The organism is Flavobacterium arabinosi (assembly GCF_048158725.1).
In the GTDB taxonomy this organism is placed as follows: Bacteria; Bacteroidota; Bacteroidia; order Flavobacteriales; family Flavobacteriaceae; genus Flavobacterium; species Flavobacterium arabinosi.
In genome coordinates, this window is record NZ_JBLNKX010000003.1 from 168,227 (window position 1) to 184,678 (window position 16,452).

General features: G+C 32.5%; 17 protein-coding genes. 7 read left to right on the forward strand and 10 right to left on the reverse strand.

Annotated elements, in window-relative coordinates:
• The first annotated feature begins 5 nt into the window (after nt 1–5).
• Complete coding sequence (locus ACM55K_RS07540) at nt 6–359, forward strand: 2TM domain-containing protein (RefSeq protein WP_416849621.1); 354 nt, start codon at nt 6–8, stop codon at nt 357–359.
• 62 nt (nt 360–421) lie between these two features.
• Nucleotides 422–1,177, forward strand: a complete 756-nt coding sequence (locus ACM55K_RS07545; RefSeq protein ID WP_416849622.1) for a LytR/AlgR family response regulator transcription factor — start codon at nt 422–424, stop codon at nt 1,175–1,177.
• Between the two features lie 104 nt (nt 1,178–1,281).
• Here ACM55K_RS07545 and ACM55K_RS07550 read toward each other — a convergent pair whose 3' ends face one another.
• The 5 genes from ACM55K_RS07550 to ACM55K_RS07570 all read right to left on the reverse strand — a co-directional run bounded on the left by ACM55K_RS07550 (nt 1,282) and on the right by ACM55K_RS07570 (nt 5,677).
• A complete protein-coding gene (locus tag ACM55K_RS07550) occupies nt 1,282–1,464 on the reverse strand; it encodes a CsbD family protein (RefSeq protein ID WP_416835302.1) in 183 nt (60 codons plus the stop codon).
• A 241-nt stretch (nt 1,465–1,705) separates the two neighbouring features.
• Nucleotides 1,706–2,479, reverse strand: a complete 774-nt coding sequence (locus ACM55K_RS07555; RefSeq protein WP_416849623.1) for a CDP-alcohol phosphatidyltransferase family protein — start codon at nt 2,477–2,479, stop codon at nt 1,706–1,708.
• Between the two features lie 56 nt (nt 2,480–2,535).
• Nucleotides 2,536–3,558 carry a COX15/CtaA family protein gene (locus tag ACM55K_RS07560; RefSeq protein WP_416849624.1) on the reverse strand — a complete coding sequence of 341 codons (1,023 nt, stop codon included), beginning with the start codon at nt 3,556–3,558 and terminating at the stop codon, nt 2,536–2,538.
• A 51-nt stretch (nt 3,559–3,609) separates the two neighbouring features.
• On the reverse strand, nt 3,610–5,043 hold the full coding sequence (locus ACM55K_RS07565) for a CCA tRNA nucleotidyltransferase (RefSeq protein ID WP_416849625.1): 1,434 nt from the start codon (nt 5,041–5,043) through the stop codon (nt 3,610–3,612).
• 67 nt (nt 5,044–5,110) lie between these two features.
• Nucleotides 5,111–5,677: an L-threonylcarbamoyladenylate synthase gene (locus ACM55K_RS07570; protein WP_416849626.1), complete on the reverse strand. Its 567-nt coding sequence runs from the start codon at nt 5,675–5,677 to the stop codon at nt 5,111–5,113.
• Nucleotides 5,678–5,850: 173 nt separating this feature from the next.
• Here ACM55K_RS07570 and ACM55K_RS07575 point away from each other — a divergent pair, with 173 nt between their 5' ends.
• The gene (locus tag ACM55K_RS07575; protein WP_416849627.1) at nt 5,851–6,633 is read left to right on the forward strand and encodes a DUF5672 family protein; all 783 of its coding nucleotides are present in this window, start codon (nt 5,851–5,853) and stop codon (nt 6,631–6,633) included.
• Nucleotides 6,634–6,660: 27 nt separating this feature from the next.
• A complete protein-coding gene (locus tag ACM55K_RS07580; RefSeq protein WP_416849628.1) occupies nt 6,661–7,425 on the forward strand; it encodes a lipopolysaccharide kinase InaA family protein in 765 nt (254 codons plus the stop codon).
• 3 nt (nt 7,426–7,428) lie between these two features.
• On the opposite strand, the gene ACM55K_RS07585 is transcribed toward ACM55K_RS07580, so the two are convergent.
• From ACM55K_RS07585 to ACM55K_RS07600, 4 genes are read right to left on the reverse strand one after another with little or no spacing between them, the layout of a single operon-like run.
• On the reverse strand, nt 7,429–8,199 hold the full coding sequence (locus tag ACM55K_RS07585) for a glycosyltransferase family 2 protein (protein WP_416849629.1): 771 nt from the start codon (nt 8,197–8,199) through the stop codon (nt 7,429–7,431).
• Between the two features lie 31 nt (nt 8,200–8,230).
• Nucleotides 8,231–9,295 (reverse strand): glycosyltransferase family 9 protein, encoded by a 1,065-nt coding sequence (locus ACM55K_RS07590; protein ID WP_416849630.1) that lies wholly within the window; start codon nt 9,293–9,295, stop codon nt 8,231–8,233.
• A gap of 20 nt (nt 9,296–9,315) precedes the next feature.
• Nucleotides 9,316–10,296, reverse strand: coding sequence for a glycosyltransferase family 2 protein (locus ACM55K_RS07595; protein ID WP_416849631.1), 981 nt, complete (start codon nt 10,294–10,296; stop codon nt 9,316–9,318).
• A 36-nt stretch (nt 10,297–10,332) separates the two neighbouring features.
• The gene (locus ACM55K_RS07600) at nt 10,333–11,148 is read right to left on the reverse strand and encodes a 2,3,4,5-tetrahydropyridine-2,6-dicarboxylate N-succinyltransferase (RefSeq protein WP_039109614.1); all 816 of its coding nucleotides are present in this window, start codon (nt 11,146–11,148) and stop codon (nt 10,333–10,335) included.
• Nucleotides 11,149–11,294: 146 nt separating this feature from the next.
• On the opposite strand from ACM55K_RS07600, the gene ACM55K_RS07605 reads away from it, so the two are divergent.
• The 3 genes from ACM55K_RS07605 (at nt 11,295) to ACM55K_RS07615 (ending at nt 14,086) form a co-directional block, all read left to right on the forward strand.
• Nucleotides 11,295–12,029: a class I SAM-dependent methyltransferase gene (locus ACM55K_RS07605; protein ID WP_416849632.1), complete on the forward strand. Its 735-nt coding sequence runs from the start codon at nt 11,295–11,297 to the stop codon at nt 12,027–12,029.
• 23 nt (nt 12,030–12,052) lie between these two features.
• The gene (gene ruvX, locus ACM55K_RS07610) at nt 12,053–12,469 is read left to right on the forward strand and encodes a Holliday junction resolvase RuvX (RefSeq protein ID WP_416849633.1); all 417 of its coding nucleotides are present in this window, start codon (nt 12,053–12,055) and stop codon (nt 12,467–12,469) included.
• Between the two features lie 120 nt (nt 12,470–12,589).
• Entirely contained in the window at nt 12,590–14,086 is a 1,497-nt protein-coding gene (locus tag ACM55K_RS07615; RefSeq protein ID WP_416849634.1) for a malate:quinone oxidoreductase, read from the forward strand.
• Nucleotides 14,087–14,153: 67 nt separating this feature from the next.
• Here ACM55K_RS07615 and ACM55K_RS07620 read toward each other — a convergent pair whose 3' ends face one another.
• On the reverse strand, nt 14,154–16,367 hold the full coding sequence (locus ACM55K_RS07620) for an FUSC family protein (RefSeq protein ID WP_416849635.1): 2,214 nt from the start codon (nt 16,365–16,367) through the stop codon (nt 14,154–14,156).
• Nucleotides 16,368–16,452 lie beyond the last annotated feature (85 nt).

A 16,452-nucleotide genomic window follows, 5' to 3' on the forward strand; every position in this document is an offset into this window, starting at 1 on the left:
AAAAAATGGGAAGATTTAGAAGAAGTATGTTAAATGATTATAATGCTGATACGTATAATTCTGACGAACGCTATAACTTAGCTTACAAAAGAGTAAAAAGAATCAAAGGGTTTTATGTTCATTTGTTGGTTTATATAGGCGTAAATACATTCATTATTATTGGAAATAGTAATGAAAGTATACCCAGTAATCATCTTTTTTGGAGTTGGGAAACTTTTTCAACAGCATTATTTTGGGGAATTGGATTGACAGCGCATGGATTATCTGTTTTTGGAAGGAATCTATTTTTTGGACCAAACTGGGAAGAGAAAAAAATTAAAGAATTAATGGAAAAAGATAAAAGCGAGAAATGGGAGTGAAAAGGAGTATTCAGCCCCAGTTTTCAGTTGAACAAATAACCAAATAAACGATTCAATAGTAAATGATAACAATAATTATCGAAGACGAAAAACCAGCTGCAAGATTGCTACAACGAAAACTTGAAAAGCTACATATTCAAGTAGGAGTGATGCTGCATTCAGTGGAAGAATCTATTGATTGGTTTTCTAAAAATAAGCATCCGGATTTGATTTTTTTAGACATTCAATTATCGGATGGATTGTCTTTTGAAATCTTTGAAAAAGTAGCTATCAAAAGTGCCATAATTTTCACGACGGCTTATGATGAATATGCGTTGCGCGCTTTCAAATTAAACAGTATTGATTATCTTTTGAAACCCATCGATGAGGACGATTTGGAAGTGGCAGTTTCTAAATTTAAAACGCGCTTGCCAAAACAAGAAACGGTACAATTAGATTTTGAGCAAATCAAAAAAATGTTGACCAATCCATTTGAAAAAAATTACAAAAAACGCTTTACGGTAAAAATTGGCCAACATTTGAAAGTTGTCTCTGTTGATGAAATTGAATGTTTTTTCAGTGAAAATAAAGGAACATACCTTCATACTTTTGACAATAGAAATTATTTAATAGAAAGTACTTTGGAAGTTTTGGAACAAGAATTAGATCCAAAAGATTTTTTCCGAGTGAATAGAAAATTTATAATTCCGCTAAAAGCAATCAAAGAAATTGTCCTTTATAGTAACTCTCGTTTGAAGTTAATTTTGCCTTCTTTTAAAGAAGATGAGGTAATTGTAAGTAGAGAGAAAGTATCCGAATTTAAAACCTGGATTGGGTAATTAAAGTAATAAAAATACTGTTTCAAAATTTCAAACAAAATCCATAAAAGGAAAATATTCAGCGAAGCTTTTGAAACAGTTTTAGTGATTTTTAGATCTTGAGATTATTCAAATAAGGATCTGATTTCTTTTTCAGTTTTGCCTAATTTTTGTTGCAATTTCCCCCAAGTTTCATCTTCTTTTCCTTCTTCAAACAACACATCGTCATCTGTCAATTCCGCAAACTTTTGTTTGAGTTTTCCTTTTAATTCATTCCAGTTTCCTTTAATCTCTTTTGAATTTGGCATAATGTATAGTTTTAAATTGATATTGTTTCTTTTACAAATTTGGTGATTGAAAAGGGTAAAACTGTTATGTAATTAAGAGGATTTGTTGTTTAATTTTTGGTAAATTGTTCTGGAGATTGAATGCGATTTTAAATAATTTAACGGTGAAATTTATTTAAATAAAAAAAAGTAAGTAGTTGCATTTAAGTTATTGGTGTTGAATAAAATGTATTTTAAGGATAGATTCTGTCTATAGTGGTTTTTAGACCTTAAAAAATGTTTTTCGGATTCCAATTAATACGAAAATAAACAAAGTGTAAAAGATGAAAAATGGAGCGATATATTCGATTAAATTCAAAGGTAACATAACAGCAATAATCAGCAATTGAAATCCTAATCCATAAATTGAAAGCGCCGTCATAAACCAATGTGGGAATGTTTTTACCTTGTACGCCTCTTTGTCAAGTGTGTGAATTATTTTGTCAAAAGTACCGTAGACAATAGTGTAAATCCGGAACAAGATATCAACTGATTTTTGGCTTTCTCCAGGCAAAGCTCTAGGTGATTTGTATTCGAAAATTTTACTGGTTGAATCTCCTCCAACGGATTTGTTTCTTAAAATTACATAGTAATAATTGTATAAAGTTCCTTGTAATTGAATACAAATAAAGGCTAAAAAAGTAAGCCAAATGGGCGTTTTTGAAACATAATAAATGGTCATCAAAAGCAAGAAGTTTAAGATGATATCAAAGACACTGTCGAGGTATCTCCCCGTGTAAGAAGGGGTGTTTTTTATCCTTGCCAGTTCTCCATCGGCAGCATCAATTCCTGATTTCAAAATGATGAAAAAACCGGCTAAAAAGTAATGATTTTGTAAAATACAGTAAATTGCAACAAGACCTGTAAGCCCAAAAAGGAGCGTAACATGAATGGGAGTGAATCGGGTATTTTTTAATTGATTGGCTAAAAATTTGCCGAATGGTCTTCCGTAATCGGATAAATCTAAAAATTTATCTTGAGCAGCAAGTTTAGACATTTAAGTTTATGAACAAAGAAATGCGACAATATAGTCAGGTATAAATTGTGAAAAAATTATTTTGATAATCGATGTAAAGTGAAAGTCATTGCCGTCAATAAGAAAAATGCACTAACTTGATGTAAGAGTCCTAACCACAAAGGAACGCCATACAATAACGTTAAAACACCTAATCCAAACTGGACAAAAACCAATAACAAAAGCAATTTTATGCCTTTAGTTTGTGGTTTGTCTAAAGTAAAATTAATGCTTTTAAAGTACAATAAAACAATCATGCCAACTACAAAATAAGCTAATGTTCTATGTACGAATTGAACCCCGCTTTTTCCTTCTGTGAAACTCAAAAACAGGTTTTTTTGTTCCAGAAAAACACTGTCATGGATAAACTGTCCATCACTCATTAAAGGCCAGTGATTGTGAATTAAACCAGCATTTAAACCCGCAACAAACCCACCATATATAATTTGCAATAATAAAAAAGCTAGAGCCACACGGGCAATGGTTCGTAATGATTTTTCAATTTCTTTCTTTTCAGGATATAATAAATCCAAAGCAACCCAAAGTGTATAGGCAAATGTGATAAACGCAAAAGTTAAATGCAATGCAAGTCTAAAATGACTTACATCCGGATTATTTACAAGACCACTTTTTACCATAAACCAACCCAAAAATCCTTGAAAAGCGCCCATTCCCAGAAGAATGCCACATTTTTTTAAGGTTTCGCGGTCTATTTTTTTCTTAATTAAAAAATAAACAAACGGGATGATAAAAACAAAACCAAGAATTCGTCCGATGAAACGGTGAAACCATTCCCAGAAATAAATGAATTTATAATCAGAGAGGGTAAAATCGTTATGAATATTGATTTTCTGATATTCAGGAAATTGCTTGTATCGCTCAAAAGCTTCCTGCCATTTTGCTTCCGAAAGTGGAGGTAAAGTATCGGTAACTAAATGCCAGTCGGTCATGGAAAGTCCTGAATTGGTCAAACGTGTAATTCCGCCTACAACAACCATTAAAAATATTAACAGACATCCTGATAACAACCAAATAATAACCGGCTTATTCTCCTTTTTCATCTTTTGTAACTAATTTTTGCAAAGCTATTTTAAAAAAAATTAATTCTTAATTCAACAAGCGTTAATCTTCAGTCCTATTTTTTCGGCTCTTTTTAACATAAAACTATAAGCAGCTTGATATTCATTCGGAATTTCTCCTTCTAATATGGCTTCTTTGATGGCTTCTTTGAGCATACCAATTTCTTTGGATGGTTTTAAATTGAAGATTTCCATAATTTCTTCTCCCGTTATTGGAGGTTGAAAATTCCGAACATTGTCTCGTTCCTCTACTTCCACAATTTTCTTCCGAACAATTTCAAAATTATTATGGTATTTCTTGAATTTGGTGGGGTTTTTGGTGGTAATATCTGCTTCACACAGCGTCATTAGATTTTCTACATCTTCACCGGCGTCAAAAACCAAACGGCGTACCGCAGAATCAGTAACGGTATCTTGTGATAAAACAATCGGTCGCGAACTCATCATGACCATTTTTTGCACAAACTTCATTTTTTGGTTCAAAGGCATATGCAAACGTTCAAAGATTTTCTTTGCCATTTTTCCACCAAGAAATTCATGTCCATGAAATGTCCAACCTTGTTTTTTATTGAAACGCTTGGTTGGTGCTTTTCCAATGTCATGCAATAAAGCAGCCCAACGCAACCATACATCATCTGTATTTGGACAAATGTTATCAACCACTTCTAATGTATGATAGAAGTTGTTTTTGTGTGTGTGACCTTCAATTTCTTCGACTTGATTTAATGCAGTCAATTCCGGTAGAATGATGTCCAAAAGTCCAGTTTTGAACAATAGCAAAAATCCAATAGAAGGTTTGTCAGTCGAAAGGATTTTATTCAATTCATCGACAATACGTTCACCGGATATTATTTTAATGCGTTCTGCATTTTTTGTAATAGAGTTTAAAGAGTCTTCTTCGATTTCAAAACCCAATTGGTTTGCAAAACGAATGCCTCTCAACATTCTCAAAGGATCATCAGAAAAGGTGATATCCGGATCCAAGGGTGTTTTGATTATTTTGTTTTTTAAATCTTCCAGTCCATTAAATGGGTCGGATAATTCGCCAAAATTTGAAGTATTTAATGATAAAGCCAAAGCGTTTATCGTAAAATCACGACGATTTTGATCGTCTTCAAGTGTTCCGTTTTCTACAACTGGATTGCGACTATCTTGATTATAGGATTCCTTTCGGGCACCTACAAATTCAATCTCGGTATCTTCAAAACGCAACATCGCTGTTCCATAGGTTTTGAAAACCTGAACTTTTGGTTTTTTTGGAAGTAATTGGGAAACTTTCAAAGCCAATTCGATTCCACTGCCAACGGCAACAATATCAATATCTTTTTTGAAATCTCTATTCAAAAGCAAATCTCTCACAAAGCCACCAATTACATAACTTTCAATGTTAAGTTCTTGGGAAGCTTGAGAAATGACTTCGAAAATTTTATTATTTAGGGCTTCTTTATAGGAAGTTTTGATGCTCATCTTAAAAATGTTTAAAGTCTATAGTCTAAAGTTGCTAAACTGAAAACTGAAAACTGAATACTGCAAACTATTTACGGATCACTTTTACCTGCGAATCATTCGTCAATTTTATAATTGTTGAAGATTTTGCGGTGATTTTTTCGCGATGCAAATTTACAACATAGTCGACGCCTTTTATAATTTCGGGGCTGATTTCTTTGAAACTTTTTGGAGTAGGTTGTCCAGAAATATTTGCTGATGTTGAAACCAATGGTTTTTTCATCTTTTCCATTAATTTGAAGCAAAAAGGTTCTTTCACGATACGGATTCCTAAAGTGTTATCTGGCGCAATTAAATTAGGAGCCACATTTCTTGGTTTGTCTAAGACTAATGTCGTAGGATTTTCGGATAAATCAATGATTTGCCAAGCGACTTCTGGGATATCTTTGAAAACGTTATACATCATTTTTTCACCATTCATCAAAACAATCATGCTTTGGGTTTCGGCTCTTTGTTTGAGTTTATATATTTTGGCGACAGCCTCAGGATTTGTAGCATCACAACCAATTCCCCAAACGGTATCGGTAGGATAGAGGATTATTCCGCCGTTTTGTATTACTTCGTAGGCTTTCTGGATTTCTTCTGTTGTGTTCATAAAATGGATTGTCAATGTAATTTCTGATGCAAAAATAGTTATTCTAGCCGTTATAAGCCTTAAATAAAAATTACAATAATTATAGTTTTATTAATTATAAGATTATTTTTGCCTCTTTGATATCCATTACCTCAAGGATTGTTTGAGGTTTAAGTCTCAATAAATTTATTAAAATGGAAAAATCAATAAAAATACTCATTCCAATATGCAAGTCTTATTTTGGAGAATTAGAAGAAAAATCTTTTTTGCAGTGTATGAAGCTGCTCAATAGATATGATATTTGTTTGGTTCAGCCAGAAGGTTTGGATACTTCATTTATTACTGAAAAGTATAATACCATTGCAGTTGAGTGTTTTGAAAAAAAGTATTTTGATAGTATCGCAGGATATAATGAATTGCTTTTGACATTCTCTTTTTATGAAAGATTTATTGACTCAGAATTTATTTTGATATACCAATTAGATGCTTTTGTTTTTAAGGATGAGCTTAGTGAATGGTGTGAAAAAGGGTATGATTATATTGGAGCTCCATGGATTGCCACACTGGAAAATTCTATTGGGTTAAAAGTTTTTAATACAATTGCTAGAAAGTTCAGATCAAAAAAGAAAAATGAGCGGGAAAAGATTTTTTTTAAAGTTGGAAACGGAGGTTTTTCTTTGCGCAGAACGGCTTCTCATTATTCAATTGCTCAACAACAAGAGGGTTTTATTTTTGACTTTTTAAATGCAAAAGAGCACCCTATTTATGCAATTGAAGATGTTTTTTGGTCTATAAAAGTACCAGAACTATATCCTGATTTTAAGATTCCAGATTATATGGAGGCTTTAAATTTTGCTATGGATCGTAAGCCTAAATTAGCTTTAAAGTTAAATAATAACAAACTTCCTTTTGGTTGTCATGGGATAAATAAGTCGAAAGTTATAGACTTTTGGAAACCCTATTTGAACTTATACTAATACACTTATAACTATAATACTGCTGCTATGATTGAAACCTTCCAATTTTCTAAACCTTCCAAAAACGAACAAGAGATTCATTCCTTGATAGAAAGTTTCAGTCATTCAGGAACTGTTTTTGGAGATGGTAAACGTAATGTAATCAAATTATTTGTACTTGACAACAGAACGATTAATGTGAAATCTTTCAAAATACCACATTTAATTAATAAAGTGGCCTATAAATATTTTAGAAAATCTAAAGCCAGACGCTCCTTTGAATATGCAACTATTTTGTTGGAGAAAAAAATTGGTACACCAAAACCGATAGCTTATTTTGAAAAAAATAATTGGCTGGGTTTGAACGATAGTTATTATGTGAGCGAACATCTCAAAACCGAGTTAACTTTTAGAGAATTGGTGCTTGACCCAGATTATCCAGATCATGAAAATATATTGAGACAGTTTACAAAGTTTACTTTTGATTTACATGAAAAAGGAATCGAGTTTCTAGACCACTCACCAGGAAATACTTTGATTAAAAAAGGTTCTCAAAATCAGTATGAATTTTTCTTAGTAGATTTAAACAGAATGAATTTTCATGAGATTATGGATTTCAATTCTCGCATGAAAAATTTTCATAGGCTTACGCCAAAAATAGAAATGTTGGCCGTAATGAGTGATGAATATGCTAAACTTTACAATAAAGAATATGATGAAGTTTTTAGTAAAATGTGTTTTTATACTAATGATTTTCAAGTAAAATTTCATAAAAAAATCGCCCGGAAAAAGAAACTGTTATTTTGGCGATAGAGATTATTTTTTATTCCAAAGTTGTTCTAGCTCTTGATATCTTATATGAATGCAATACGCATTTAGATAACAAATAATCACTCCTTTTTTTCCATCAAGAAACCCAAAACGGACAAAATAATTATATAAATAATTATAGGCTGGATGAAAAAGGTGAAGTAAATAGTAAGGTTTTTGTTTTTTGATATACTTCTCTTGAGCTTTAAGCTTTCCGTAACGAATTATTTTTGATTTATAGGATTCATAATTTGTATAGGAATAATGAATGAGTTTATTTTTAAGGATGCCAATTTTTCCATCTACTTTTAATTTCTCATGAATCAGTCTGTCTGATGTATATTCAGCAAGCTTTTTATGGAAAAGCCTAAATATTTTATCGTTTTGATTTCCGCTGAAACGCAATACTTTGTTCTCAAACATAAAAGTTCTGCGAAATAGAAATGCAGCGTATGTTTCATTACTTTTTACAGTAATTAAAATTTCATTTTTTAATTCAGGAGTTAATCTTTCATCCGCATCCAGAAATAAAATCCAATCATTTTTTGCATGTGAAACAGCAAAATTTCTCTGAGAAGAATAATTTTCAAACCTGTTTTGAATGAATTTTACGTTTTCAAATGATTTACAAATAACTTCAGTATTATCTGTGCTGAATGAATCTACAACAATAATTTCGTCAGCAAAATCCAAATCAGCCAAAAGTGCTTTCATTTGATTCTCCTCGTTTAATGTAATTATTAAAACTGAAATGTTAGTATTGTGATTGTATTTCATTAATTTTTGGCTGTTTTACAAAAATATAGCATTATTTCAAATGTGTTTCTAAAAAAGCATTTAATGCAGGGAAAATCAACTCAGGAGTGAATTCCTTATAAAATAAAACGGTTTCTTTTTTTATTGTTTTAGCCGTTTTACCTTCAAATAAATTCGGCTTGAACTCTCTTAAATGTAGCGAAACATGATTAATTCCATCTTCAAAAGTAGCCCATCCTTTTTTATCAATCCAGGGTGAAAAAATAATGAATGAGGGTTTTTCTAATGCTTTTGCCATATTTATTGCCCCACCATCGTTGCCAATTATCATGTCACAATGATTCATTATGGCAATAAACTCTCTGATATTTTTTCCTAAAACAGAGAAATAAATCTTCTGTTTGGTGCTTTCTTTACATTTATTGTAAATCGTTTTTGCGTCTTCAATTTGCTTTGGAAAATAATTAAAAAGAATGTTTACGTCATCTTTATTTGCAATGAAATCTACTAATTGCGACATGTATTCCAGCGGATAGGTTTTATCTGGACTGCTTCCAATTATGCTGAACATAATCGTTTTTTTGGATTGGTCTATTCCATGGGATTCAAAAAGAGAAGTAGCAAAATCATTCTCTTCTTTCATGACATAAATTCTGGGAAATGTTTCTAATTCAATATCCAGATGCAAAGGATTTAGCAATGCTAATCGCTGTTCGATTATTAAACCTAAATTCGCATTGGTCGTTTTTTTTCTAATTACAGTATCCGTATAAAGAAAGTCTCTCCCTTTTTTCCAATACGATATTTTTTGTTTTGCACCCGAAAATAATACGACAAGCCAGCTTTCTAATTTGGAATACGCATCAATAACAATGTCATATTTTTCAGCTCGAATGGATTTCAATAATTTAAAATATTCCCATTTGCTTTTTTGATGCTTTTCCTTGAAAAGGAGGAGATTATCAAAACTTGTATTTCCTTGTAAAACTGCAATGGTAGATTCGTAAACCATATAATCAATTTGCGCTTTTGGATAGGCTTTGCGCAAATTATCGCATAATATGGAACTTACTAAAACATCTCCAATCATTTTTTGTTGAATTACAAGTATTTTCATTCGAAGTAAATTTGAAAAAATTATGCTTTTATTTTCAAGTAATTCATTGCACGAGGACTAATCCAGGTTTGTTTTTGTATTGCATTGAAATAATAAATGGATAGGTTTTTCAGCATCAACCGATTCACTTTTAATTTTGGAATAAAAAATAAAAATAAGCTTAAAAGGGACAAAATTATTTTCTCACTAAGTACTCCTAAGATTAATAAACTATGTAAATAGAGTTGTATTGCTGCTGGGAATTGATTGTTGATGTAAACGTGTTTAGAAATAATAACTTCTGTTTTTGTGAGTGCTTTTGTCTTTACGTTTAATCGGGATGCACCTCCGTGTTGATGAAAAATAGTAGCTTTTCGGGTAACGGCAACTTTTCCTCCTTTATCAGAAACCTTTTTGCAAAGATCAACATCTTCAAAATACAACCAATAATCTTCGTTCCAACCTTTAATTTTGTTAAACCAATCCCTGCTTATAAAAATGACCGCTCCGGTAACCCAATCTGGGTAAAATAAATTATCAGTATTGTTAAAACGTTTCTCCAGATTTGCTTTGTTCCGTTTTCTAAAAAGAGATCTTGAGATTCCGAAAAAGCGTCCTAGAGCCGGAAATAAATTATTTTGTTTGTAAAAAACAGCGTTTTCATTTATTTGCAAACAAGATAAAATTCCAATTTCAGGATGTGAAACAGCCGTTTGTAAAAGGGTTTTTAGGGCTTCAAAAGTAAGTTTTGTATCTGGATTTAAAAAAAGGAAATGGTTTCCCGTAGCAATGCTTGCACCAAAGTTGCAACCATTTGAGAAACCATTATTACCAGAATTTTCTATAAATGTAAACTTGGAATATTTTTGTTTAAACACATCAAATTGTCCGTCATTAGAAAAATTATCAACAATGATAACTTCGAATGAGACTGTTTTCGAAATGATTACATCAATAGATTCTAAACATTCGTCTAAGGCTTTCCAACCACGGTAATTGACAATAATTATTGAAATATCCAATAGGTCTTTTTATAAAGATTTTTAAACGAAAGCGGATTATACCGCTACGTCATATTCGCGCAAAGCATTGTTCAATGATGTTTTTAAATCAGTTGAAGGTTTACGGGTTCCAATAATTAAAGCGCAAGGCACTTGGAACTCACCAGCTGCGAATTTTTTAGTATAACTTCCAGGAATTACAACGGAACGTGCAGGAACATATCCTTTCATTTCAACTGGAGTGTCACCGGTTACATCGATAATTTTTGTAGAGGCAGTCAAACAAACATTGGCACCAAGAACTGCTTCTTTCCCAACATGTACCCCTTCTACAACAATACAACGAGAACCTACAAAAGCACCGTCTTCAATGATTACCGGTGCAGCTTGTAATGGTTCTAAAACACCACCAATACCTACACCACCACTTAAGTGTACGTTTTTACCAATTTGAGCACAGCTTCCTACGGTTGCCCACGTGTCCACCATAGTTCCTTCGTCAACATAAGCACCAATGTTTACATAACTTGGCATCAAAATAACGCCACTTGAAATATAAGCGCCGTAACGAGCTACTGCGTTAGGAACTACACGAATTCCTTTTTCAGCGTATCCTCTTTTTAATAACATTTTGTCATGGTATTCGAAAATGCCAGATTCCCATGTTTCCATTTTTTGAATAGGGAAATACATCACTACCGCTTTCTTAACCCATTCGTTTACTTGCCATCCCTCGCCAACTGGCTCGGCAACACGTAATTTTCCGGTGTCTAATAATTCAATAACTGCTCTGATAGCATCAGTTGTTGTTGTTTCTTGTAACAAAGCACGGTTTTCCCAAGCTTGTTCTATAATAGTTTGTAATGGATTCATTTTAATTAGATTTTTGACAAAGATATGTTTTTTACCGAAAAAGCAAAAAGGTTAATTGATTTGAAAATGTTATAGATTTAACTTGCTTTGTGTTTAATGTTTTTTAAATGTTGTAAATTTGATAAATAAATGAAAATCTTTAGAATATGAAAGATAATTTCTCCAAACAAGCTTCTGAATATTCAAAATTTAGACCGCAATATCCAGATGAATTGATTGATTATTTGGTTTCATTTGTCAAAAATAAATCGGTCGCGCTTGATATTGCAACTGGAAATGGGCAAGTGGCACAAAAACTTTCTAGATTTTTTGAAACGGTTTATGCAATTGATATTAGTCAGAATCAATTGGATAATGCAATTCCTTCGGATAATATAATTTATAAAGTGGCAGCTGCTGAAAACACCTTTTTTAAAAATAAGGAATTTGATTTGATAACTGTGGCGCAAGCGGTTCATTGGTTTGATTTTGATTCGTTTTATAAAGAAATCTACAGAATTTTAAAACCAGAGGGGATCTTTGCTATTTTAGGATATGGATTGTTTTATACCAATACAGATTCGGATAAAATATTACGAAATTTTTATCACAATATAGTAGGTGCTTATTGGGATGCCGAGCGAAAATACTTGGATGAAAATTATAAAACGATTCCATTCCCATTTGATGAAATTGTTGCTAAACCTTTCGAAAATCATTTTACTTGGACGTTTGAAGAACTTATCGGGTATCTAGAAACTTGGTCAGCGACACAACATTATATTTCGAAAAATAATAAAAATCCTTTGGACTTGATTTATGATGACTTGAAAATTTCTTGGCAAAGGAATGATAGGAAAGTGACATTTCCCTTGTTGCTAAGAATTGGGAAATTAAAATAGTTACCTTTGAAAAAAATAAACAAATGCCAAGAATACTCTCCATAGATTACGGACAGAAACGAACAGGAATAGCCGTTACCGATGAAATGCAAATTATAGCTTCTGGATTAACAACCATTCCATCTGAAACAGCAATTGCTTTTTTGAAGGATTATTTTGCCAAAGAGAAAGTAGAAGCAGTGCTTATTGGTGAACCCAAACAAATGAATGGCGAACCCTCAGAAAGCGCTTCCATCATTAAAGGATTTGTAACACATTTCACGAATCATTTTCCGGATATGAAAGTCATTCGGGTAGATGAACGGTTTACTTCAAAAATGGCTTTCCAAACCATGATTGACAGTGGTTTGAACAAAAAACAGCGTCAAAATAAAGCACTGATTGATGAGATTTCGGCAACGATAATGCTTCAGGATTATTTGACTCGAAAAATATTTTAAAATTATTATTCCTAAGACGTTAAAAAGGCTGCGATATTTTCGTGATTTCCTACTTTTTAATAATAATTTGTTATAATTTTTATGGTTATATAAAGTATCTTTGCGCTTTAAAATTTTGTTATGCCTGATACAACCATTCGTTCAAATAGTGATGTAGTTCTTATAGGAGCTGGAATAATGAGCGCCACACTTGGCTTAATCCTCAAAGAATTACAACCAGATATAAAAATTGAAATTTACGAAAGATTAGATATTGCTGCTGCCGAAAGTTCTGACGCATGGAATAATGCAGGAACCGGACATTCTGCTTTTTGTGAGCTTAATTATACTCCTGAAAGTGAAGATGGAAGTATTAGTCCTAAAAAAGCAATTAGTATTGCGGAATCTTTCGAAGTTTCTCGTCAGTTTTGGGCTTATTTAGTCCAACAGAAAAAAGTTTCATCTCCTGAAAATTTTATAAAAAGTATTCCACACATGAGTTTTGTTTGGGGTGATAAAAATGTGGAGTATCTTAAAAAAAGATACGAAGCTTTACATGTTAATCCGCTTTTTAAAGAAATGCTTTTTAGTACTGATTTTTCTAAGTTAAAGGAATGGATGCCTTTAGTTATGGAAGGTAGAAATGAATCTGAGAAAGTTGCTGCAACTTCTATGGCAATTGGAACGGATGTAAATTTTGGAGAATTGACCAGAAGCATGTTGAATTATTTAACTCAATTAGATGGTGTTACCATGCATTTTCACCACGAAGTTCAAAAATTGAAACAGCGTGAGGATAAATCTTGGAGAATAAAAATTACAGATTTGGCTACAGGCCAAAAAAGAAAAGCATATACCAAGTTTGTTTTTATAGGAGCTGGTGGTGGTTCTTTACCATTATTAGAAAAAGCAGATGTTCCTGAAGGAAAAGGTTTTGGAGGTTTCCCGGTAAGCGGACAATGGCTGAAATGTACTAATCCTGAAGTGATTGCAAAACATCAGGCCAAAGTATATGGTAAAGCTAGTGTGGGCGCTCCACCTATGTCTGTACCACATATTGATTCCCGAATGATAAATGGAGAAAAAGCATTGCTTTTTGGACCTTTTGCAGGTTTTTCTACTCGATTTTTAAAAAATGGATCGTATTCAGATTTGCCATTGTCTATAAAGCCAGACAATATTATTCCTATGATTGCTGCTGGTATTAAAAATATTCCACTTACAAAATATTTGATTGAGCAAGTACGTCAATCACCTAAAGATAGAATTAATGCGTTAAGAGAATATGTTCCTGGTGCAAGATCTAAAGACTGGAAATTAGAAAGAGCAGGACAACGTGTACAAGTTATAAAGAAAGACGAAAAGGAAGGTGGAATATTAGAATTTGGTACTGAAGTAATCACAACAGCTGATGGTTCATTATCTGTTTTGCTTGGTGCTTCTCCAGGTGCTTCAACTGCAGTTTCGATTATGATTGATTTAATAGGAAGATGTTTTAAAGAAGAATTTGAAACTCCGGAATGGCAGGAAAAATTAAAAAGAATGATTCCTTCTTATGGACAGGAATTGAATAAGAATCCAACATTATTAGCCGAAATCAGAAAAGATACTGCTGAAATTCTAAAACTGAATAATTAGACATTTTTAAATAATATAAAAAGCGCTGGTTTTTAGATATACGATCTAATTCCAGCGCTTTTTGATTTTAGGAATCCATTAATTCTTTTGTTGTCTTGAGAATGTTTTCGGATAAATTCGTTAACCAGATTAGCTGTTCTATAACTAATTGTGCTTCCTGCATTTTCAATTGAAATGCTTCCTCATCTATTGGAATACCTTCTTTTAATTCTTTTTCTCGAATGTTTTTTAACTCGGTAAAACGCATTGCTAAATCTTCTTTTGGCAGATTTTCTTTTATATCTAAATCATTTTCTTTCAAAAGTGCAATGGCATTATCCATATTTTTAATAACGGTATCTACCACAACATTAAACGCCTCAGAAGCCGATGTCGTTTTGTGTGATTGAATATAAGTCCCCAAGGATGCTGAAGAGGAAAGTAGGGAATGATTGAGTATGGCTAGTTTATATACTTGTGGTAGTTGTTTTTGTTTTGATTTGGGTTCTTGAACCATTCTTTGAAAAGAGGCCATTAAATTGCCTATTTCGATAAAAGCATTCTTTCTGGCTAATCGGTATGAAGTGGAAATAGTCCCCTTCTTATTATATAAAATAGAGATTTCCTTCAAGTAATTTTCATTTGCTTTTATGGATTTTTCCAAATAAATGGGAATGTTTAAAAACTCCCATGATGGCCATAAAAAATGATTGGCAAGAAAAGCCAGAGCAGCACCAACGATGGTATCTAAAATTCTATATTGAATTACATCACTAATATTCGGAGTCAATATTCCATAAATGAAAACGATATACATCGTCACAAATGTTGCGCTGACTTTATAATTTGTTTGTGTAAAGGAGAATCCTAAAAGCATGCAAAGAATAGAAAAAACACTTATTACAATACTATTATGTATGAATGTAAGAACTCCAAATGCAATTAATCCGCCTAAAATAGTACCAAAAATTCGATGAAAGGAACGTTGTTTGGTTAAACCATATCCAGGTCGCATAATTACGATGATAGTCAATAAAATCCAGTATACGTTGTGAAAAGGCAGCACATTACCAATGATAAAGCCAATCAGAATAGTGATGGTTAATCGTAGTGAATGTCTGAAAATAGTAGAAGAGAAACTGAGATTTTGAATCAGCGTACTTAAAGGATAATATTGTGGCGTTAGAAATTTTTCCAAGTCTTTGTCTTTTCCTTTAAAATCGAGTGAATTGATAGCTAGCGTAAAAGCACGTTCTACAATTTTTATTTTTTCAACCTGTTTTTCGGCATATTGAAGCATAGTTGTCAGCATAAAAACACCTTCGGAAGCGGTCCCTTTTCCTAAATCATTTTCGTATTCCGTTATTGCAAGTTGTAAGGCATTCAAATCACCTAGTAAATTATGTTTAGAAACATATTTGGTTCGGTTTTGTACACTTTTATATACTTGCTTTAAACTTGCTGCAAGATTGTAAGCTAAGCTTTGATATGTTAGCAACACCTTTGGATGATCGTCAAATTTTTGATGCAGCTTATCATGGTCGAAAGAAGTAGATAAGGCCAGTTCTAAAATTTCTATCAACGAAATAAAAACAATAAGCATCTTGCGATTTTGATTAGAAGATCCGGAGGTAGTATGACTACTAATTAGCACTTCTCTAATGTTTTCCCGAATGGTATTGAGTTCTACCTGTAGATGCAGTTGTTTTTCAATAATTGCTTTTCTATCAGCGTCAATTGTCCATAAATCACCTCTTAGTTTTAAATACTTTGCCGTGAGTTTGATACACTCGGCAATTTGTAATTCGATATAACGATGAGGGCTTACATAATGAAAAATAAGCGAGATTAGGAGGTAAAACAAACCACCAGCCAAAATTAATCCTGAATATTCAATCATTTCCCAGCCGGTATGCAAATGTGCAAATGCTAATGAAACTGCAAGTAGTGCCGAGAAAGAAACTGCAGTAGCTCTTTTTTCATACACAGAAAGCATGGATAATAAGAAAATCAACAGGGCTAAAAAAGGATAAAAGATCCAAGAATAGGGATGCAGAGTATTCACTAACAAATTGAGACCAGCAACGAGAAAAGCCGTAACCAGAACACCATTTATTTTATGTTTTAAGCTACTTGGAATATCGCTTGGATAGGTAAAAAAGGCCCCTAGTGCTATTGTAAATCCCATTTCAAAATTCCCAAGAAAAGAAAACAACAAAACAGGTATAACGGCTGCTATTGTTACTTTTAATGCATTATTGAAATAGGTGCTGTCGGTAAATTTTCGGATTCTGTAAATCATATAATTGGATTACAAACAAAGGTAAGAATTGTATGAATTATTCAAAGGATAAATAGCTGTGTTTTGGACATAAATGTAAAATAAC